This is a genomic window from Rossellomorea sp. NPDC077527 (assembly GCF_044542955.1).
Classification (GTDB): Bacteria; Bacillota; Bacilli; order Bacillales; family Bacillaceae_B; genus Rossellomorea; species Rossellomorea aquimaris_E.
This window is the reverse complement of sequence record NZ_JBITVL010000003.1, coordinates 828,864-848,140: the sequence shown is the minus strand read 5'-3', so window position 1 is coordinate 848,140 and position 19,277 is coordinate 828,864. Positions and strand designations below refer to the sequence as shown.

Annotated in this window: 23 protein-coding genes; 16 read left to right on the top strand and 7 right to left on the bottom strand. The window is 42.8% G+C overall.

The features are described 5' to 3' along the window. The first annotated feature begins 303 nt into the window (after positions 1 to 303). From ACIGG7_RS14180 to ACIGG7_RS14160, 5 genes are all read left to right on the top strand, one after another. Positions 304 to 2,199 (top strand): PrkA family serine protein kinase, encoded by a 1,896-nt coding sequence (locus ACIGG7_RS14180; RefSeq protein ID WP_224941776.1) that lies wholly within the window; start codon positions 304 to 306, stop codon positions 2,197 to 2,199. A 395-nt stretch (positions 2,200 to 2,594) separates the two neighbouring features. Beyond that, a complete protein-coding gene (locus tag ACIGG7_RS14175; protein WP_224941775.1) occupies positions 2,595 to 2,777 on the top strand; it encodes a hypothetical protein in 183 nt (60 codons plus the stop codon). Between the two features lie 76 nt (positions 2,778 to 2,853). Next, complete coding sequence (locus tag ACIGG7_RS14170) at positions 2,854 to 3,027, top strand: hypothetical protein (protein ID WP_224941774.1); 174 nt, start codon at positions 2,854 to 2,856, stop codon at positions 3,025 to 3,027. A gap of 275 nt (positions 3,028 to 3,302) precedes the next feature. After that, complete coding sequence (gene yhbH / locus ACIGG7_RS14165; RefSeq protein WP_397550055.1) at positions 3,303 to 4,463, top strand: sporulation protein YhbH; 1,161 nt, start codon at positions 3,303 to 3,305, stop codon at positions 4,461 to 4,463. Between the two features lie 142 nt (positions 4,464 to 4,605). Then, entirely contained in the window at positions 4,606 to 5,097 is a 492-nt protein-coding gene (locus ACIGG7_RS14160) for an STAS domain-containing protein (RefSeq protein ID WP_224941772.1), read from the top strand. Positions 5,098 to 5,129: 32 nt separating this feature from the next. On the opposite strand, the gene rpiA is transcribed toward ACIGG7_RS14160, so the two are convergent. Then, complete coding sequence (gene rpiA / locus ACIGG7_RS14155; RefSeq protein ID WP_397550029.1) at positions 5,130 to 5,807, bottom strand: ribose-5-phosphate isomerase RpiA; 678 nt, start codon at positions 5,805 to 5,807, stop codon at positions 5,130 to 5,132. Between the two features lie 186 nt (positions 5,808 to 5,993). On the opposite strand from rpiA, the gene ACIGG7_RS14150 reads away from it, so the two are divergent. The 6 genes from ACIGG7_RS14150 to ACIGG7_RS14125 all read left to right on the top strand — a co-directional run bounded on the left by ACIGG7_RS14150 (position 5,994) and on the right by ACIGG7_RS14125 (position 9,999). Continuing rightward, complete coding sequence (locus ACIGG7_RS14150) at positions 5,994 to 6,722, top strand: alpha/beta hydrolase (RefSeq protein ID WP_397550054.1); 729 nt, start codon at positions 5,994 to 5,996, stop codon at positions 6,720 to 6,722. A 108-nt stretch (positions 6,723 to 6,830) separates the two neighbouring features. Further along, complete coding sequence (locus ACIGG7_RS14145) at positions 6,831 to 7,151, top strand: YciI family protein (RefSeq protein WP_224941770.1); 321 nt, start codon at positions 6,831 to 6,833, stop codon at positions 7,149 to 7,151. A gap of 11 nt (positions 7,152 to 7,162) precedes the next feature. Beyond that, positions 7,163 to 8,185: a phosphotransferase enzyme family protein gene (locus ACIGG7_RS14140; RefSeq protein WP_397550028.1), complete on the top strand. Its 1,023-nt coding sequence runs from the start codon at positions 7,163 to 7,165 to the stop codon at positions 8,183 to 8,185. Next, positions 8,182 to 8,385: a hypothetical protein gene (locus ACIGG7_RS14135; RefSeq protein ID WP_397550027.1), complete on the top strand. Its 204-nt coding sequence runs from the start codon at positions 8,182 to 8,184 to the stop codon at positions 8,383 to 8,385. The genes ACIGG7_RS14140 and ACIGG7_RS14135 overlap by 4 nt, the downstream gene beginning before the upstream one ends. Before the next feature lie 124 nt (positions 8,386 to 8,509). Beyond that, positions 8,510 to 9,316, top strand: coding sequence for a pyrroline-5-carboxylate reductase (proC, locus tag ACIGG7_RS14130; protein WP_397550026.1), 807 nt, complete (start codon positions 8,510 to 8,512; stop codon positions 9,314 to 9,316). Between the two features lie 143 nt (positions 9,317 to 9,459). Continuing rightward, the gene (locus ACIGG7_RS14125) at positions 9,460 to 9,999 is read left to right on the top strand and encodes an NAD(P)H-dependent oxidoreductase (RefSeq protein WP_397550025.1); all 540 of its coding nucleotides are present in this window, start codon (positions 9,460 to 9,462) and stop codon (positions 9,997 to 9,999) included. A 291-nt stretch (positions 10,000 to 10,290) separates the two neighbouring features. Here the strand turns inward: ACIGG7_RS14125 and ACIGG7_RS14120 are convergent, their stop codons facing one another. From ACIGG7_RS14120 to ACIGG7_RS14110, 3 genes are all read right to left on the bottom strand, one after another. Continuing rightward, positions 10,291 to 10,944 carry an SIMPL domain-containing protein gene (locus ACIGG7_RS14120; protein WP_397550024.1) on the bottom strand — a complete coding sequence of 218 codons (654 nt, stop codon included), beginning with the start codon at positions 10,942 to 10,944 and terminating at the stop codon, positions 10,291 to 10,293. An 8-nt stretch (positions 10,945 to 10,952) separates the two neighbouring features. Further along, on the bottom strand, positions 10,953 to 11,417 hold the full coding sequence (locus tag ACIGG7_RS14115) for a hypothetical protein (protein ID WP_224941764.1): 465 nt from the start codon (positions 11,415 to 11,417) through the stop codon (positions 10,953 to 10,955). Positions 11,418 to 11,507: 90 nt separating this feature from the next. Beyond that, a complete protein-coding gene (locus tag ACIGG7_RS14110) occupies positions 11,508 to 12,458 on the bottom strand; it encodes an L-lactate dehydrogenase (RefSeq protein ID WP_224941763.1) in 951 nt (316 codons plus the stop codon). A 323-nt stretch (positions 12,459 to 12,781) separates the two neighbouring features. Here ACIGG7_RS14110 and ACIGG7_RS14105 point away from each other — a divergent pair, with 323 nt between their 5' ends. Genes ACIGG7_RS14105 through ACIGG7_RS14095 form a run of 3 tightly spaced genes read left to right on the top strand, consistent with a single transcriptional unit; the run spans position 12,782 to position 14,414 of the window. Continuing rightward, positions 12,782 to 13,318: a GNAT family N-acetyltransferase gene (locus tag ACIGG7_RS14105; RefSeq protein WP_397550023.1), complete on the top strand. Its 537-nt coding sequence runs from the start codon at positions 12,782 to 12,784 to the stop codon at positions 13,316 to 13,318. Between the two features lie 15 nt (positions 13,319 to 13,333). Further along, a complete protein-coding gene (locus tag ACIGG7_RS14100; protein WP_397550022.1) occupies positions 13,334 to 13,819 on the top strand; it encodes a tetratricopeptide repeat protein in 486 nt (161 codons plus the stop codon). Between the two features lie 28 nt (positions 13,820 to 13,847). After that, positions 13,848 to 14,414 carry a histidine phosphatase family protein gene (locus ACIGG7_RS14095; protein ID WP_224941760.1) on the top strand — a complete coding sequence of 189 codons (567 nt, stop codon included), beginning with the start codon at positions 13,848 to 13,850 and terminating at the stop codon, positions 14,412 to 14,414. 47 nt (positions 14,415 to 14,461) lie between these two features. Here the strand turns inward: ACIGG7_RS14095 and ACIGG7_RS14090 are convergent, their stop codons facing one another. After that, on the bottom strand, positions 14,462 to 15,763 hold the full coding sequence (locus ACIGG7_RS14090) for an NCS2 family permease (RefSeq protein WP_224941759.1): 1,302 nt from the start codon (positions 15,761 to 15,763) through the stop codon (positions 14,462 to 14,464). 208 nt (positions 15,764 to 15,971) lie between these two features. On the opposite strand from ACIGG7_RS14090, the gene ACIGG7_RS14085 reads away from it, so the two are divergent. Then, a complete protein-coding gene (locus ACIGG7_RS14085; protein ID WP_397550021.1) occupies positions 15,972 to 17,651 on the top strand; it encodes a M20/M25/M40 family metallo-hydrolase in 1,680 nt (559 codons plus the stop codon). 284 nt (positions 17,652 to 17,935) lie between these two features. Here ACIGG7_RS14085 and ACIGG7_RS14080 read toward each other — a convergent pair whose 3' ends face one another. Continuing rightward, positions 17,936 to 18,553, bottom strand: coding sequence for a nitroreductase family protein (locus ACIGG7_RS14080; protein WP_224941821.1), 618 nt, complete (start codon positions 18,551 to 18,553; stop codon positions 17,936 to 17,938). 148 nt (positions 18,554 to 18,701) lie between these two features. On the opposite strand from ACIGG7_RS14080, the gene ACIGG7_RS14075 reads away from it, so the two are divergent. Continuing rightward, complete coding sequence (locus ACIGG7_RS14075) at positions 18,702 to 19,010, top strand: winged helix-turn-helix transcriptional regulator (protein ID WP_224941757.1); 309 nt, start codon at positions 18,702 to 18,704, stop codon at positions 19,008 to 19,010. A 32-nt stretch (positions 19,011 to 19,042) separates the two neighbouring features. Here ACIGG7_RS14075 and ACIGG7_RS14070 read toward each other — a convergent pair whose 3' ends face one another. Then, positions 19,043 to 19,183, bottom strand: coding sequence for a hypothetical protein (locus tag ACIGG7_RS14070; protein ID WP_224941756.1), 141 nt, complete (start codon positions 19,181 to 19,183; stop codon positions 19,043 to 19,045). Between the last annotated feature and the right edge of the window lie 94 nt (positions 19,184 to 19,277).

The window sequence follows — 19,277 nt, the reverse complement described above, 5'->3', positions numbered from 1 at the left end:
TCGCTACTAAGAACGTTAGAGATACACCTACGATGATTACAGTACCCATGTCTTACAAACCTCCCAGTTTACTTATTCCACAGTCTGTCTTTAGTATAGCCTATTTTTAATTTGATGTGAACGAAAGTTGGATTTTTTTTGCTGTTTTGTGAAAGTTTGAGGGTAGAGTATGTTTTAGCTCCCCCCTGTTATAGCCGATATGGACCCTTTGTCTATAATTAATATATCTTCTTAACATGTTCGGGTGAACAAGCGCATAGAGTATATTAATCGTCTCTCATTAAGCGACAGGGGGAGGTCCTTATGGATATTTTAAAAAAAATCGAACATTACCGAGAAGAAGAAGAGAAACTGAAATGGGAAGGGACGTTTGCTCAGTATTTAGACCTGCTGAAAGAGAAGCCTTGGATCGGGCAGTCTGCTCATTCAAGAGTCTTTAATATGATTAAGGATGCCGGGGTCGAGGAGGTCGAGGGGAAACGGAAGTATAAATTCTTCAGCAATCAATTATTTGGCTTAGAAGAGGCGCTGGAAAGACTCGTTGAAGAATACTTCCATCCTGCTGCGAAACGATTAGACGTGAGAAAGAGGATTTTGCTTTTGATGGGTCCTGTCAGTGGAGGGAAGTCGACTCTCGTTTCCATGTTAAAACGGGGACTTGAGCAGTATTCACGGACTGAAAGAGGAGGAGTCTTCTCCATTAAAGGCTGCCCGATGCATGAAGACCCGCTGCATTTGATCCCTCAGCATTTACGTGAAGATTTTTATGAAGAATACGGTATTCGCATTGAAGGAAATCTCTCTCCACTGAATACGATGCGGTTGGAGAAAGAATATCAGGGACGCATTGAAGATGTCCAAGTGGAAAGAGTCTTCTTCTCAGAAGATAAACGTGTTGGAATCGGTACGTTTAGTCCTTCCGATCCAAAGTCACAGGATATTGCCGATTTAACGGGAAGCATTGACTTCTCGACGATTGCTGAATTCGGGTCTGAATCAGATCCGCGTGCGTACCGATTTGACGGGGAATTAAATAAAGCAAACCGCGGTTTGATGGAATTCCAGGAAATGCTGAAATGTGATGAAAAGTTCTTATGGCACTTATTATCTCTTACTCAGGAAGGAAACTTCAAGGCTGGCCGATTTGCCCTGATTTCAGCCGATGAGCTGATTGTGGCTCATACGAATGAAACGGAGTACCGATCCTTCATTTCAAATAAAAAGAATGAGGCCCTGCATTCACGTATCATTGTCATGCCGGTTCCTTATAACCTGAAGGTGACCCAGGAAGAGAAAATATATGAAAAGATGATCAATGAAAGTGATGTCTCAAACGTTCATGTGGCTCCTCATACGTTAAGGGTCGCAGCGATGTTCACGATCCTGACCAGGTTGAAGGAACCGAAACGCGGTGATATTGATCTGATTAAGAAGATGCGCCTGTACGATGGGGAAAACGTGGAAGGCTTCAACTCTGCAGACGTGGATGAAATGAAGAAGGAATACCAGGATGAAGGCATGAGCGGAATCGATCCGCGTTATGTGATCAACCGTATCTCATCTACGATCATCCGCAAAGAGGTGCCGACCATCAATGCGTTGGATGTACTCCGCGCGCTGAAAGAAGGACTGGATCAGCATCCTTCGATTACGAATGAACTTCGCGATAAGTATTTGAACTTTATATCTCTAGCACGTAAAGAGTATGATGATATTGCCAAGAAAGAAGTGCAAAAAGCATTCGTGTATTCATATGAAGAGTCTGCGAAAACGCTTATGGATAACTATCTTGATAATGTTGAGGCGTACTGTAATAAAGCAAAGCTTCATGACCCATTAACGGGTGAAGAGATTAATCCGGATGAAAAGCTGATGCGTTCAATCGAGGAACAGATCGGCATTTCTGAAAATGCGAAGAAAGCATTCCGTGAAGAAATACTGATCCGTATCTCTGCCTATGCCCGTAAAGGGAAGCGATTCGATTACAATTCACATGACCGTCTGCGTGAAGCAATCCAGAAGAAATTATTTGCTGACTTGAAAGACGTTGTAAAGATCACGACTTCTTCCAAGACACCGGATGAACAGCAGTTGAAGAAAGTGAATGAGGTGGTCGCCCGTCTCATTGATGAACATGGTTATAACTCGACATCTGCCAATGAATTGCTGCGCTATGTGGGAAGCTTATTAAATCGTTAATAAAACCAAAATGAAATCTGGAGGCAGCGGATGCCTCCAGATTTTTTTGTCATGGATCTTTTGTTGTACACATTGTTACTTTGGGATGTAGCGAGTAACGGGTGATTTCTGCTCAAATCAATTTTCGAAACGAAAGTGTTTCACTATAATAGCGTGAATTACAAGATTACTTACACAATATCTTTTTCCTACAGTTGCAGTAACCAATTATAGTTAATAGTACTAATTCTCTTTCTTAACTGATGTCCCTTCACTCTCCGACACACCCTAAATGACAGAGCAATTGCAAACCTTATTCTGTGAATGAATAGCAACAATCTTTGTGAAAAGAGCTTTTATCATAGTTTAATTTTTTCAGCGAAAGGGAAAAGTAGTAGTCAAAGAGGTGAAGAGATATGAGTAAAAGTAAACACGAATTGGATAAGGATTATGAACCGGAGAATGGCTCCATGGCACATGACATGGAAGAGATGAAGCAGTTGGGGAAGCAAATGGACAAGCTCAGAACAAATGAAGAACTGAAAGAAGACAGAAAGCAGCCCGATCCCGTCCAATATAAAAAGCAGGATAAGGAATAGTTGACGGAAAAGTCTGAATATAATAATCTATAGATAGAGAGCTGGGCCCTTTAACAAATGAAGGTGGGTTGATAAGATGTCTTTCGAACCTAAACCTCGGGTAGATGCGGAACCTCTTAACGGAAGCATGGCCTCCAATATGGAGGAAGTCATTAAGTTAGGGAAGCAGATGGAGAAGTTACGTTCCAGTGGCGAACTGAAGTTGCACAATCGAGTGTCAGATCCAGCTCAATATGAAGAAGAAGCTTAATCAGGTGATATTGCCTGGTTATTTTTTTGGTTAAAGGATGCTTTATATAGACAAAGAAGGACCCAAGGACAACCCCTTTGAAAAATAGGCTTGTCCAATCATAAAAGAACCGTTAATTGTCGAAATTATTTGTAAATTTATTAATACTTCTGCATAGGATAGAGTAATCCCCGTTTCACCTCATGGGATACGTGCAGATAAGACAGTCAACATAGTGTATGCAGGAAATTGAAAAAATGTGAAAAAATTTTAAGGAGGGGAATAATTTGAGTCAAATGGATAATCATCAGTTTGTCGTTTCCAAGGAAGATTGGGCCCTCCACCGCAAAGGTCACGATGATCAACAGAGACATCAAGAGAAAGTACAGGATGCCATCCGCAACAATTTACCAGACTTGATCACGGAAGAAAACATTGTCATGTCCAATGGTCGCGACGTCGTCAAAATCCCGATTCGTTCGTTAGATGAGTATAAAATTCGGTATAATTATGATAAGAATAAACATGTCGGGCAGGGAGACGGTGAAAGTCAGGTCGGGGATGTCATTGCAAGGGATGGTTCACCACAGCAGCAGGGTCCTGGAAAAGGTCAAGGGGCCGGAGATAAAGCCGGTGAAGATTATTATGAAGCTGAAGTATCGATGCTTGAGATTGAAGAAGCGTTATTCAGTCAATTGGAACTTCCGAACCTGAAGAAGAAAGAACAGGATGTCCAAACTGTCGAGCACATTGAGTTTAACGATATCCGTAAAACAGGTCTAATGGGGAATATAGATAAGAAGAAGACGATGATGTCTGCCTTTAAGAGAAATGCGATGAAAGGAGCGCCAAGCTTTCATCCGATCTTCACGGAAGATTTGAAATTCAGAACGTGGAATGAAGTGTTGAAGCCAGAATCTAAAGCCGTTGTATTAGCGATGATGGATACAAGTGGCAGTATGGGTGTTTGGGAGAAATATATGGCAAGAAGCTTTTTCTTCTGGATGACCCGATTCTTGCGTACGAAATATGAAACCGTAGAAATTGAATTTATTGCTCATCATACGGAAGCTAAAGTGGTATCAGAAGAGCACTTCTTCTCGAAAGGGGAAAGCGGGGGAACCATTTGTTCATCAGCTTATCGTAAAGCACTGGAGCTGATTGATGGTAAATATCCTCCAAGCCGCTACAACATTTACCCATTCCATTTCTCGGATGGGGATAATCTGACATCTGATAATGTGCGTTGTGTGAAGCTTGTAGAAGAATTAATGAAAGTATCCAGCATGTTTGGTTATGGTGAAGTGAATCAGTATAATCGTCACTCCACGTTGATGTCTGCCTATAAAAATATTAAAAACGACGATTTCCGTTACTACATCCTTAAACAAAAAGCCGATGTATTCCATGCCATGAAGAGTTTCTTTCACAAGGAGCAGGAAAAGGCATTCGCGTGAGAAAAACCAGCCGAAGAGGCTGGTTTTTCACTGTCTTCTATTTATTTGGTTACATACGAATTTATTAGTCAGTTTGATATACAAAGTGCTAAAATAGAGGTAGTTACACACAAAACTATTTTAATTAACGGCGAGGTTCATTATGACAGATGAAAGTCAAATCATTCAGCAACTAAAGCAGGAAATCCAGGACTTGAAAGAACAGCTCACTCAATCTGAGCAGCTGATCATGGACATTTCAGCACCTATCATTCCGTCCATCGTACCTGAGACCATTTTGATTCCTATCACGGGAAGGCTCAGCCCGGAACGCTTTGAAATGATCATTTCAAAGATCTTGAACGCTTCATATGGAGAAGATATTAACACGATCATTGTCGATTTTTCAGCGATTTCAGAGAAGGAAATTGGTGAAATCGAAGTCTTTGGCTCCTATATCGATAACATGGCCAAGGCGATCGGGTTGATGGGAATCGAAACCCTCTTTGTAGGTTTCACACCATCCCTTACTCAAGTGATGATCAATTCCGGTATAACAGAACTTAATGGAATCAAAACCTTTTTGACGTTTCGGACAGCTTTACAATATTTAATGGTTGAGAAAGACTTAACATTTAAAAAAACCAATCAATAAAAACCAGTCATGTTGACTGGTTTTTATTTGGATTATTCCCTTGCTTCGAGGATATCCACTCCATTTTCTTTTCCTACAATCACTACGTCTGCCATATCAATGAAGAGGCCCGTCTCCACAACACCTAATAATTGTTTCAAATGATGGTGCAGGGTGGACGGATGCTCAATTTTCGAGAAGTGGCAATCTATGATATAGTTCCCGTTATCAGAAAGGAAAATATCGTTATCTTTCTTTCTTAGAACCGGCGTGCATCCTAAATCAGCCAGTGATCGGAAAGTCATTTCCCATCCAAAGGGGATCACTTCGACAGGAAGGGGAAAGGCACCGAGCTTAGGAACTTTTTTAGACTCATCCACTACGACTATGAATTTCTTAGTAAATGCATCAACGAACTTCTCTCTTACCAATGCACCGCCCCCACCTTTGATTAATTGGAACGCTGGATCGACTTCATCTGCACCATCGATTGAGAGATCCAACTCTTTTACTTCGGAGAAGGTGGTCAATGGAATGCCGGCTTCATTTGCCAGTCGCTCTGTTTCCGTCGAAGAGGGGATGGCCTTGATTTGTAACCCTTGGGATACAAGCTCCCCTATTTTTTGAATTGTCCAATAAACGGTCGATCCAGATCCTAATCCGATGGTCATGCCGTCTTGTATATATTCAGCTGCCTTTTCGCCGGCGGCTTTCTTTGCCACGTTATCCACATTAAATGCTCCTTCCGTATGTATTCATCGTTTAAATAGCATTTTATACTAGAATAAACATGAATGAAAGAAGGCAAGAGTGTATGATAAGATTCGTGGTCAAGTGTTGATTGGTCACTTTTTGTATGAGTGTATGTCAGAAAACATCATAACGTAGTGTGTAAAGGGGTGAAAGCATTGAAAAAAGTGCTGAAGTGGATAGGGATTGTGATTCTTGCAGTTGTCTTAGTTGGTTTTCTCGGTTTTTATATTTGGTCGGAGCAAACTTATTCTGCGACAGAAGAATTGTTGACAAAAGTCAAAATAGATAAGGATCCATTGATTGAAGAAAAAAATGATTGGCTGATATTTAACAGTGAGGATCCGAACGGAAAAGGTCTGATCCTTTATCCAGGGGCAAAGGTTGAAGTAGAGGCATATGGATACATCGGGAAGTCTTTATCCGAAAAGGGATATACCGTCGTCATTCCTAAGATGCCCTTTCATATCGCATTTTTGGGGATAAATGAATCTGAACAAATCATGGACGACTTTGATGAATCGCTTGATTGGTATGTGTCTGGTCACTCTTTAGGCGGTGTGGCAGCAGCTTCGTATGCCTATGAACATCAAAGTGATGTAAACGGGGTGATCTTCCTTGCTTCATATCCAGCGAAATCGTCGGACTTTTCCGAGGGTAACCTGCCTATGCTCAGTATCTATGCGGAAAAAGATGGTCTTACCACCGGGGAAGATATTGAAGAAAGTAAAGCATTATTGCCGTCCACTGCGACCTTTCATCAAATTAAAGGGGGGAATCATGCTGGATTCGGTGTCTACGGTCCTCAGAAAGGAGACCGGAAAGCAAGTATTCCTGTCTGGGAGCAACAGGATGAAATCATTCAGACGATGAACAGGTGGATGAAAGAACACTAATATAGGATCTGAAAGCTGTTGAGGTATTCTCAATGGCTTTTTCTGTCTGTGGAAAAAGGATTCTCTATTACCAAAGTCGTATATGTATGGGGGAAGGGAGTGTAGGAAATGGAATACATTTATGTGTTAAAGCTGATTCCCCGCTTGCATCAGGAGGGAAGCTGGACCGTCGAGGATGAAGGGATCGTTCAACGTCATTTTATTAGACTGAAGGAGATGACCGAATCCGGTCAGGTGATCCTTGCGGGAAGAACGTTGAATGAAGAAGAAAATGCCTTTGGAATCGTGGTATTCGAAGCAGATGATGAGAAGCAGGCAATGATCATGATGGAAGACGATCCCGCTGTGAAGGAAGGGATCATGACGGCAGAACTATTCCCTTACCGGGTGGCGCTTCTCAGGAATCAAAACAATAACATGTCAGAGTAGGAGAATCCAAGATGGAAAAATGGATTGAAGAGCTATTTACAGAGGATTTGTTAAGAGATGCCGCGTCGCGTTTCAGCTGTGACGCGACAAGTGCAAAGAAGCTTGGTGATTTCGAAAATTATGTATTTGAAGTGCATAAGGGAGGGGTTCCTTATATCCTCCGTCTGACCCACAGTTCCCATCGCTCCAAAGAAGAAGTGGAGGCAGAGCTGAAATGGATCAATTATTTACATAAAAATGGTGTGCATGTCTCCCTAGTGAATGATTCGGACAAAGGAAATCTAGTAGAAGTCTTCAATACAGGTGAAACATCCTTTTTTGTTTGTTTATTTGATAAAGCTCCAGGAGGTCCTGTGAAGATCAATGACCCATTATTTGATGAACAACTTTTTTACAAATGGGGAAAACTTACAGGGCATATGCATAGGGTTACAAAAGGATACAATCAGAATGAGAATAGACGGAATCGCTGGGATCAGGATGATGTGCTTGATTACGAGAAATATTTATCGTTAAAAGAAGACAAGGATATTATTGGAAAAGGTCATCGAAATAAAGAAAGAATCAGGGGATTCGTTGAGACGCAAGACACGTTTGGTCTCATTCATTCGGATATCCATCCGGGAAATTTCTTCTATCATGAAGGTGATCTACATGTGTTTGACTTTGATGATAGTACAGAATTCTTTTTTATAAGTGATGTGGCCATCCCGCTGTATTATTCGGTATGGTGGAAGTTTCGAAATGACACGCTCGAAAACCGAAGTGAGTTCGGAGAAAGATTCCTCATTGCGTTTCTACAAGGATACAGGACGGAATGTGAAATCCAGGATGAATGGGTCAAGCGCATTCCCCATTTTCTGCTTCTGAGGGACCTGACTCTGTACACAGTTTTCCATAAGAAATGGGATCTGACGAATATGTCAGAAGGAGAAGAGTCTTTGTTGTCTCAGATAAGGGAGAGACTACATAAGGATGAACCGATCGTCGAACTGGATTATGGGAAAATCATTGATGTAGTCCGGGCAAGATGATCTGGGCTTTACTGATTACCGGAGTCATCATCGGGTTATTAGTCAGACTGATGAAGTCGACCTTCAAAAGTGGTTACGGCATGTCAGACGACTTGTTTAAGAATCCGGTGTATGTGAAAACCTGCTATCATTGTCATAAGAAAGTTCCAAAGGATTATATCAAATCCCTCTGTCCACACTGTGGGAAGCTGGTGGAATGATGAAAGACTTAAAGGTGCAGGCCTTTAAGTCTTTTTTTTAGGAGGGGGAAACATTTCTTTAAGGCTGAAAATTTGGTATGATGCTAAAGACTGTTTACATACATACATACGTGAGGTGAAAGAAATGGATAAAACCATTGGATTTATTGGATGCGGAAATATGGCACGTGCCATCATGGGAGGGATATTGAAGTCCGGGCTAGTGGATGGGCAATCCGTCCGAGCGAGTGCCCGTACAGAAGCCACCGTCGCAGAGGTTGAAGAACAATTCGGAGTGAAAACGACAAAAGATAACCAGAGTGTAGCTGCTTTTTCAGATATCGTATTCCTGGCGGTGAAACCAGATCAATACAGAGAACTGATCGAAGAAATCAAAGGTTCCCTGAAAGAGGATGCCATCATCATTACGATTGCTGCAGGGATTACGATTAAATGGATGGAAGAACAGATTTCCCCTGAAGCCAAAATCGTACGGACCATGCCGAATACTCCATCTCTTGTTGGAGAAGGAATGACGGCCTATTGTGTGAACGAGGTAGTAACCGATGCGGATCTTGAAGACGTTCAGGCAATCCTTGATAGCTTTGGAAAGGCGGAAAGGCTGGACGAAAGCTTGATGGATGCCATACCTGCCGTAAGTGGTTCATCCCCTGCATACGTGTTTATGTTCATCGAGGCACTTGCTGATGGAGCCGTCCTCCAGGGAATTCCTAGAAAACAGGCTTATCAGCTGGCAGCACAGGCTGTACTTGGAGCCGCGAAAATGGTACTTGAAACCGGCACTCATCCCGGAGAACTGAAGGATGCCGTTTGTTCACCAGGCGGAGCAACAATTGAAGCAGTGGCGGCACTGGAGAAACATCAGTTTAAAGGAGCTGTATTATCTGCAATGGAAGCTTGCGGGAGAAAATCAAAGTTTTTGGGTGAATAGGGCTTGAGGTAAATGATTAATTCGTAGCTAACCAAGAAGTTTTCATATTGGAAAATAAAAAAATAAAAATTTTTACGATAATATTTGTATATGCAAATGAAACTGTGCTATTATTTGTATATGCAAATAAGGAGGTAGGCAATATGAAAACATTAGTGTTGGTTGGACATCCAAATATTGAAGAATCCAGAATGAATAAAGCCTGGGCAGGGAGACTTGAGAAGGAAGAGGACGTCACTGTCCATCATCTATATAAAGAATATCCTGATATGAGAATTGACGTTGAAAAAGAACAAAGTTTGTTGTTAGAACATGACCGCATCGTATTCCAATTTCCGTTCTTCTGGTACAGCACCCCAGCCATCTTAAAAGAATGGCAGGATCAAGTGCTGGCATACGGCTGGGCGTACGGTTCAGAAGGGACGAAGTTGCATGGCAAGGAATTCTTGGTTGTCACCTCAACAGGAGGACCAGGTGGGGCATACCGATCTGGAGGCTTCAATCATTATTCCATGAGTGAACTATTGAAGCCATTGCAGGCAACGGCTAATCTTACTGGGATGAGATTTCTGCCTGCTTATGTCGAGCATGGAGTTCGGATGTTGAGTGATGATGAAGTCGCCATCTCTGCCGATCAAGTGGCTCGTTATGTGGTTGATGGGGATTTGAAGAGAGGCCGGTAGAGGATCGGATCTTTTTGAGCGACTGTTGGGTTATTTTGGTTATTCATGGGATTTGACGCAATTACTTTAGAAAATGACGCAAAAACATGTGAAATGACGCAAAAAATTTTAAAATGACGCAATTATGTAATAAACGACGCAAATCGTTCTATCCCGCTTCTCCACATGAAGGGTAGGGATCTAGATCTAGCCATGATCAAACCATTCAACTAGCACTATTGAGGACCCCTTCATCAAAAGGTCCGTCCCTCAAAAAAACTGCCTCAGTAGGAATCTACTTTGGCAGTTTTTTTAATGAGTCCTGAATTCCACTGTAATGATGGCGGTGACGGCAATCTGGCCGGGCTGGACGGCTGTACTTTCGTCAGCTGCCTTTAGATAGGCGGTGTTCATATAGGGCGCGGCCACGGGTCGGGATTGTTCCGTAATGGACTTTGGCTTAGGATTGAGCTGTTGATTTGACTGGCTTGATAATGTGAGTGCTTTTTGGTATGCCTCCTGGTAGGCTAAAGCGAGAGCCTGTCGGTAGGATTCTATCGGTTCCGACTGGACGAATTGAATGTTTTCTACTCGATTGGCTCCGCTTTTTATTGCATCATCGATGATTTCTCCGACTTGTTCGATGGTTTTGATGGTCACCCTGAATACCTGTCGGACTTCATATCCTTTGAACGTTTGTTTACCATCCTCGTAATTGTATTGAGGAAACACTTGATAATTGGACGTCTGGATGTCTTCTTTTGCGACACCATTGTTTAGCAGGGACTGAACGACTTTACTCGAAAGTTGCTGATTCTGACTCTGTGCGGTTTCAAGATTTTGATCATTCGTGACAATACCGATCGAGACGACGGCTTGATCCGGATCGACATAAAGTGTGTGCTCCCCGCTGACAGTTATGGTGCCATTCGTGTTAGTGGTACGATAGTATGGATAAGAGTACATGACGAACCCTACACACACGTAAAGGATTCAATTTTATCCAAATCGATACCGAAGTAAACCCAGGTGAATCCGATCCATCTCCATCCGGCAATGGAGCGGCGTCCCACATATACCGGGTAGAACCAGAATGAATCTCTTCTTAGCCATATATACGTGTAGCGGAATAAACATCTTCTGATGGCACCTGGATCTACTGCATACAAACTCGGTCCACCTTGCGTTCCTTGCATTGCCGTTTTTTGTGGTTGGAAGTTCGGAGGTGGGCCTGGTGGTTGGTTTTGTCCGCCTTGTCCGCCAGATGGTGGTGGTGAGCTTGGTGCACCTTGTCCTCCGCCTGGGAAACCGGGAATGCCAGGGAAGCCCCCGCCGGAACCTTGGCCACCTCCTGGGAAGCCAGGGAAGCCTCCACCGGATCCCTGTCCTCCACCGGGAAAACCGGGTAAGCCGGGGAATATTGATCTGTGATCGTACATAGAAGAACCTCCTCATAAAGAATTCTCTTTATCTTATGAGGAGGCGGGATGGGCGTGCGTGTCTGATTCATGATGTTAGGAGTGTGTGAATTACGATTCCAATGCTTTTTTCATGACGTTTTTCAATGTTTCCGCTGAATGGGTGAACTGAGCCATTTCTTCCTCGTTCAAGGGAAGTTCGACGACTTTTCGTATTCCCTCGCGATTGATGATGGCAGGGACACCAATGTAGATATCATCCTGATCATATTCTCCTTCGAGGAGTGCAGAAACGGTAAGGATGCTGTTTTCATTATTAAAGATGGCCTTTGTGATCCGGGCAAGCCCCATCGCGATGCCATAATAGGTTGCCCCTTTGCGCTCGATGATGTGATAGGCTGCGTCCCTTACATTCACAAAGATGTCATCGAGTTCTTTTTGGACACTGTCCTGCTTCCTGTCAATCAATTCGTTTAACTGGCTTGCGCCTATGGTTGTATGACTCCATACCGGGAATTCCGTGTCGCCGTGTTCTCCCATGATGTAGGCATGGATGTTTCGTGTATCTATGTCAAAATGCTCTCCCACTAAGTAGCGGAGTCTTGCGGTATCAAGAATCGTTCCGGAACCGATCACCCTTTCTTTCGGCAGGCCGGAGAATTTCCACGTCGCATACGTCAAGATATCGACTGGGTTTGTCGCCACGAGGAAGATTCCGTTGAAACCGCTCGCCATGACAGATTCTACGATGTTTTTGAATATCTTTATATTCTTCTCGACAAGGTCCAGACGTGTTTCACCTGGCTGCTGGTTAGCCCCGGCAGTGATGACAACTAAATCAGCGTCTTTGCAATCACTGTAATCCCCGGCTGAAATCTTCATTGGAGAAGCAAAAGCGAGGCCGTGATTCAAATCCCGTGCATCTCCGTCGGCCTTCTCTTTATTCAGATCAATCATTACGAGCTCATGGGCGATTCCTTGATTGAGAAGAGCGAAGGCATAACTGGAACCAACAAATCCTGTACCGATTAGTGCTACTTTGTTTGTGCATTTGATTGTCATTTGTCATCACCTATTCGTTAATAATTTTTTCCATCCTCCGGTTAAAACAGTCGGGGATATGAAGAGTACAATGAAGCTGCTGTCATATTGTGAAAAACTTCACAATATAATCATACCATGATTCCTAACAATATTCTATTCCTAAACGTATCATATCATATCTATTTGTGAATTAATTCACAAACTTGTCAAACTTAAAGGGACGGACCTTGATTCCTAGGACCTGGTCTTAGGAATCAAGGTCCGTCCCTCAAAAAAAGGGTTTTGGCTTGTGGGTGATGAATGTATAGAGGTAAAGATGAGTTGATGGAGGTGTGCGAACGATGAATGTTATGAGTGGGGCTTTTAATGTCCGTCCGTTAGAGGATAGGGATAAGTACACGATTTCGAGGTGGTTATCGGACCCCTCGGTTTTGGAGTTTTATGAAGGAAGGGATCGTTCTTTCACTCCTCAGATGGTGGAGGAGAAATTCTTTTCAGACAGGGGAGTAATGAGCTGTCTCGTAGAGTATGAAGGAAATGAAATCGGTTATCTTCAATATTATCAACTTGATGAGGAAACGATGATTCGATACGGCTATACGAATCTGGATGAAGTGATTTACGGCACAGATCAATTCATCGGTGAAACGGAGTATTGGAACAAAGGAGTCGGTACCCAGCTCATTCAAACTGTTGTGGAATATTTGCTTCAAAAGGAGGGGGTCCATCGCCTTGTGATGGATCCAATGACGTGGAACACAAGGGCTATCCGCTGCTATGAGAAATGTGGATACAGTAAGGCAAGAATACTTCGGGAGCATGAGCTTCATGAAGGGGAATACCATGATGCCTGGTTGATGGAGTTCATACCTGAGTAAATAGGAGAGGAAAAGATGAATACTCAAATAGAAGAAGCCATCCGCTTAAGAGAGACAGGGAAACACGAAGCCTCCATTGAATTATGGAAGGCATTGATCCGGCAGGAACCTGAAAATGGGTTTCTCCATTATCAATGTGCGTGGAGCCATGACGCTATGGGGATGGAAAATAGAGCCGTCCCTTATTATGAGGAAGCCATCCGGTTAGGTCTTGATGAAAGTGATTTGCAAGGGGCCTTTCTTGGGTTAGGAAGTACATATCGTACATTGGGAAACTATAAGGCTAGTAAAAGGGTATTGGAGACAGGAATAGGTCAATTCCCCGATAATCAAGCGTTGAAGGTGTTTTATTCCATGACCCTATACAATTTGAAGGAACACAGTCGAGCGATGGAACTCCTCCTGACGTGTATTGGTGAAACGTCAGAAGATATCAACATCGCACCTTATAAGAAGGCGATTTTATTTTATTCCGATCGTTTGAATAAGGTGTGGAAGTAGGAGCAGCAATGATTAAGGAGTGATAAATATGGCAGTAACCAATCTGTATATGGTCAGACATGCCCACTCGGTGTATTCGCCGGAAGAGTTAACAAGGCCCCTTTCTGAAATAGGGAAAAAGGATGCTCTCCATGTTACCGAACGGTTAAAGAATGAAAAAATCGACGTGGTTTGTGCCAGTCCCTATAAAAGAGCTGTAGAGACCGTTGAAGGAATAGCGCTTCACATCGGGCAGGAGATCAGGATCATTGAAGAGATGAGGGAACGGACATTATCCGGCTCTCCCGTTGATAATTTTGAAGAAGCCATTTCATTGGTATGGGCTGATCCTGAGTTTTCACTAGAGGGGGGAGAGTCGAATCTTACCGCTCAAAAAAGAGGCGTACAAGGGATAATGGATATAGTGGAAGAATATAATGGGAAAAACGTGGCGATTGGCACACATGGCAATATTATGGTACTGATCATGAACCACTTTGATGAAACCTACGATGTTGACTTCTGGAAAGAACTTGAGATGCCCGATATTTATTGTCTGACCTTTGAGGATGCAAACCTAAAGGATGTATCGAGAATATGGACACAGCCCGTGTAAAAAAAGACCGTTCACTGTGAACGGTCTTTCAAGTATATCCATTTATATTAATGAGGCAGGAATGCCAGTTGGTAGAAGAAAAGGACGGCAAAGATATACACAAGTGGATGTACCTGTCTCCATTTTCCTTTTACCACTTTAAGTAATGGATAGGAAATGAACCCTAAAGCAATTCCTGTTGCGATGCTTGATGTTAATGGCATACTCAGGATGATCAGGAAAGCAGGGAACGCTTCATCTAGTTCATCCCATTTAATTTGGGCGATGCTTCCCATCATCAAACTACCGACAATGATGAGGGCTGGAGCCGTAATGGCTGATATTCCCGACACTGCACTGACGAGTGGTCCGAAGAAGGCTGAAGCGATAAATAGAATCGATACCGTCAAAGTCGTCAATCCCGTTCTTCCACCGGCAGATACGCCAGCTGAAGATTCAATGTATGCAGATGTCGGGCTTGTACCGAACATTGCACCAATCGTTGTTGCGATTGAATCGGCCAGAAGTGCCTGGCGTGCTCTTGGGAGTGTATTCCCCTTCATCAGGCCTGCTTGCTGTGCGACTCCGATCATTGTTCCAGTTGTATCGAAAATGGTGACAAGCAAGAATGAAAAAACAACGGCATATAATCCATATTGGAAGACGTCAGCAAATGCCGTTACGGGATTTGCTACCATCAGTCCTTCTGGAAGGTGGGGGATGGCCACAAATCCTTCTTTAAACGATAAATCCCCTGTAAAGTATGCAACCAACCCAGTGACGATCATCCCGATGAAAAGAGCACCATGGACATTCAAGACCATCAGGATCAGAGTTACAGCCAATCCTGTCAGGGCAAGGAGAGCTGAATGGGAATGAAGATCACCCAGCTGTACTAAATTCGTCGGGTGTGCCTGAATCAATCCTGTCAGACGCAATCCGATAAAAGCAATGAACAAACCGATACCCGCCGTTATTCCGTGCTTTAGATTCTGAGGAATGGCTTCAATCAATTTTTTTCGTAAAGGTGTCAAAGAAAGTAGGATGAAGACGACACCTGCTACAAATACAGCAGAGAATGCAACGATATATGAAATGTCATCGTGTGCGCCCACTACTGAATAAGTGAAGTAAGCATTCAATCCCATACCAGGTGCAATGGCGATCGGATAATTTGCGAACAAGGCCATCCATAACGTCCCTGCTACAGCCGATATGATGGTGGCTAAGAATACTTGATCAAACGGGACGCCCGCATCGGATAAAATGATGGGATTGACAATCACAATATACACCATTGTGAGGAATGTTGTGAGCCCAGCCAGTATTTCCGTTTTCGGATTCGTGCCGTGTTCTTTTAATTTAAACATCGTAAAACCTCCAATAAAAACGAACATTAAAAACGCGCAACTTCTATAATATTCGGTAATAGAGTGAATTTCAATAGAAAAGGTCGAAAAAATTTTAAGAAAATATTTTGGAACCCCTTCCAAACCCCATATATTTTCGATAAGATGTTATCAATTATAGAGGTATTTCGTTTCTATAATGCCCTTGCACTGATAGATGTACTACCCAATGCTGATATTTCATAAAGAAAGGGGCGGTGCTAACGTGTATTCACAACTGAAAAATAAGCCTATTTCTGAACAGATTGAACTCATTACACGATCCCTGGTCGCTCTGAAAAGCTATAACGGAACAACCGGAGAAAGTGAAAAAGCCCGATTTATATATGAGTTGATTTCATCTTTTCCTTATTTCCAGAAACATCCCGATCAAATCTGGCTTCAGGATGTTCCGAATGATCCAATTGGAAGAAAAAATGTATTTGCTCTTGTGAAAGGAACCTCTTCTAAAACCGTGTTATTTCATGCTCACTACGATACGGTGGGAACCGATGATTATGGTGCCCTGCAGGATATGGCCCATGATCCCGATTTTCTTCAGAAGTTCTTCATGGACTATGAAGGGGAGGAAAAGGTAAAGGAGGACGCCCTTTCCGGAAATTGGCTTTTTGGAAGAGGAGCATTGGATATGCAAAGCGGGATCGCCGTCCATATAGCCAACCTTTTATTTCACACTGGTGAAAAAGTACCGGATGGAAATCTAGTGTTCCTTTTCAATGGAGACGAAGAGAGTGAACATGCCGGTATGATTTCGGCTTTAAGCGACCTCTATCGATTGAAAAAAGAGGGATTCGACTACTTGGCTGCCATCAATACGGATTTCATTTCGCCTATTTATGACGGTGATTGCAAGCGATATATTTACACGGGAGCTGCGGGTAAGCTTCTGCCAAGTTTCTATATATATGGAAGGGAAGCGCATGTCGGGGATGTGCTGACATCGATAGACCCGACCGTGATTGCTTCTAAGATCAATCTCGAAATCAATCAGAATCTGGATTATCTGGAGGATATCCCAGGTGAGTTCACCCTTCCGCCTTCTTGTCTTTACTTTAAAGACGATAAGCATACGTATAATGTTCAGACTCCTCTGAGCGCATCACTTTACTTCAACTATTTCGTATACGAAAGAACGGCGAGAGAAGTGCTGTATGACATGAAAAAGGTAGCGCTGAAGGTAGTAAGTGAAATGGAAGATCGAAGCAAAAAGCAATTTGAACAATATCGGAAGTATCATGGTTTCCCTGAAAGGGAATTTTCATGGGAAGTTGAAGTCCTGACCTTGAGGGAGTATATGTTCTGGCTGAAAGAAAGAGGGATTGATCCAGACCCCGTCTTGAAAAAAATCTTTCACGATATGAACGGGGAAGACAGGCGGACGATCGCTTATGCCATGGTGGAAGCCCTTCAGCACTTAGATCCTGACCGGACTCCAAGAGTCATCCTTTTCTTTGCTCCGCCTTTTTTACCTCATAACTTCGTCAATGAAGAAAATGAATACGGTAAAAAGGTGAGAGAGGTACTGGGAGCATGCTTGAACGATATTTCAAGTGAAACCGGTGAAGAATTCGTCATTAAACGCTTCTTTCCTTATTTGGCAGATGGCAGTTTTCTCTCTCTTCATGAAGAAGATGAGGATATCGAAGTGTTTAAGAAGAATCTGCCCCTGATTGATCAACTGTATCCGGTGCCCATCGACATGATCAGAAAACTGAACATTCCTTCCATCAATATCGGGGTGTATGGTAAGGATGGTCATCAATGGACCGAGAGAGTATATAAACCTTATACTTTTTCAGTACTGCCTGAGATCATTCAGCGGGTGACAAGGGAATTATTGAAAATATAATGTGACATAAAGAAGAGAGGTCATTCGCAGGGCGATTGGCCTCTCTATTTTTATTGGTTGGATGAGGGTTGTTCTTTCTCAATTATTGTAAAACGACTGGATTATTGATGATTTCGTCTGGATCGGTTTATGACACGAAATGGTCAATCCTAAATGGATGCAAAAAGGAAACAAATCTACTATAATGGAAATGTTGATTTGTGAAATAATTCACAAATTATCTGAACAGAATTCATCGACATAGAAAAAGCCACATCCTGACCAGATGTGGCTTTTGGATAGGCTTATTCTGCCCAGTCGATTAAGTTACGGATGTCCAATCGATCTGATTTACGTGCTTGTTGTAGAGGTTTTCCAATCGTAATCAACATGATTGGGATGTAACGTTCAGACACATTGAATTCACTTACGAGGGCCGCCGGGTTAAAGCCGCCAATCGGGCAAGTATCCCATCCCTTGGCTTTCGCTGCAAGCATGAATTGCATGGCTGCAAGGGAAGCGTTACTGAAAGCAGCATCCCGTGGATATTCATCACGGCTGTATGCCCCGTCGATTTGTTTCTTCAGGACTTCTTTGATTTCCGCTGTCATTTCGCCTTTTTCAATGGCAGGATCAAAGACGGGATCAATGTTCTTATTGGCTTCAAGGTCTCCAAGGATCGCTACAACTGCAGAAGCGTCTTGTACTTGCTGCTGGTGATAGGCAATCGGAAGTAAGCGTTCCTGAACCTCTTTTTGGTCAAATACAAGAAATTTCCATTGTTGAAGATTCCAGGCAGATGGAGCTTTCCCTGCTGTTTCGAGCAGACTAACTAATTCCTCGCGGGGAATTTCCACTTGAGGGTCGTACACTTTGGTTGAGCGGCGTTCGTCAACGACTTGAAAGAAATTTTCCATGATAATGCCTCCTTGATGATGGTCGAATAAGTGTTATAATATGGTATATATTTGTATGCTACTTACTTTTTGTAAGTGTTTTGGACAATATGACCAATATAACCGACGTTTTATTTTGCGTCAAGGGAAAAGAATTTAGGATGTGTTTAGGGATATGGAAACAAAACTTTGCCCGAAATATAGCACTGCCTTTGAATTATTGGGCAAGCGCTGGGTTGGGATGATCATAAAGGTATTATTTGAAGGTACGTGCCGTTTTAAAGATTTACATGGAAATATTCCGAATATAAGTCAAAAGGTTCTTACAGAAAGATTAAAGGAATTGGAGGAACATGGGATCGTTTCCCGTGAAGTCCTCGATGAGAAACCAGTGAAGGTTCTTTACAGCTTAACGAATAAAGGGAAAGAGTTGGAGCCAGTCATGCAAGCGGTCCAGACCTGGGCTGTGAAATGGGTGAAATAAAAGCCTGCTTCACTAGCAAGCAGGCACATGAATCAATGTAGTTTATTGTTGTATATATTTTCGAACGGATCTTCTTGATCTTGGGGAGTATAGAAGCCTATTGGCCTTAAAGCGGCATAGCTTCCTCCGATGATAATGATACAAAGAAGGGGTAAGGATAGAAATCCAAGCATAATAACAGCCTCCTTATCATGATTTAGGTTTTACAAAATATCGATAGGATCTTTACATGACTCACTTTAATGTGTGAAACGCGTTTCAGGGCAA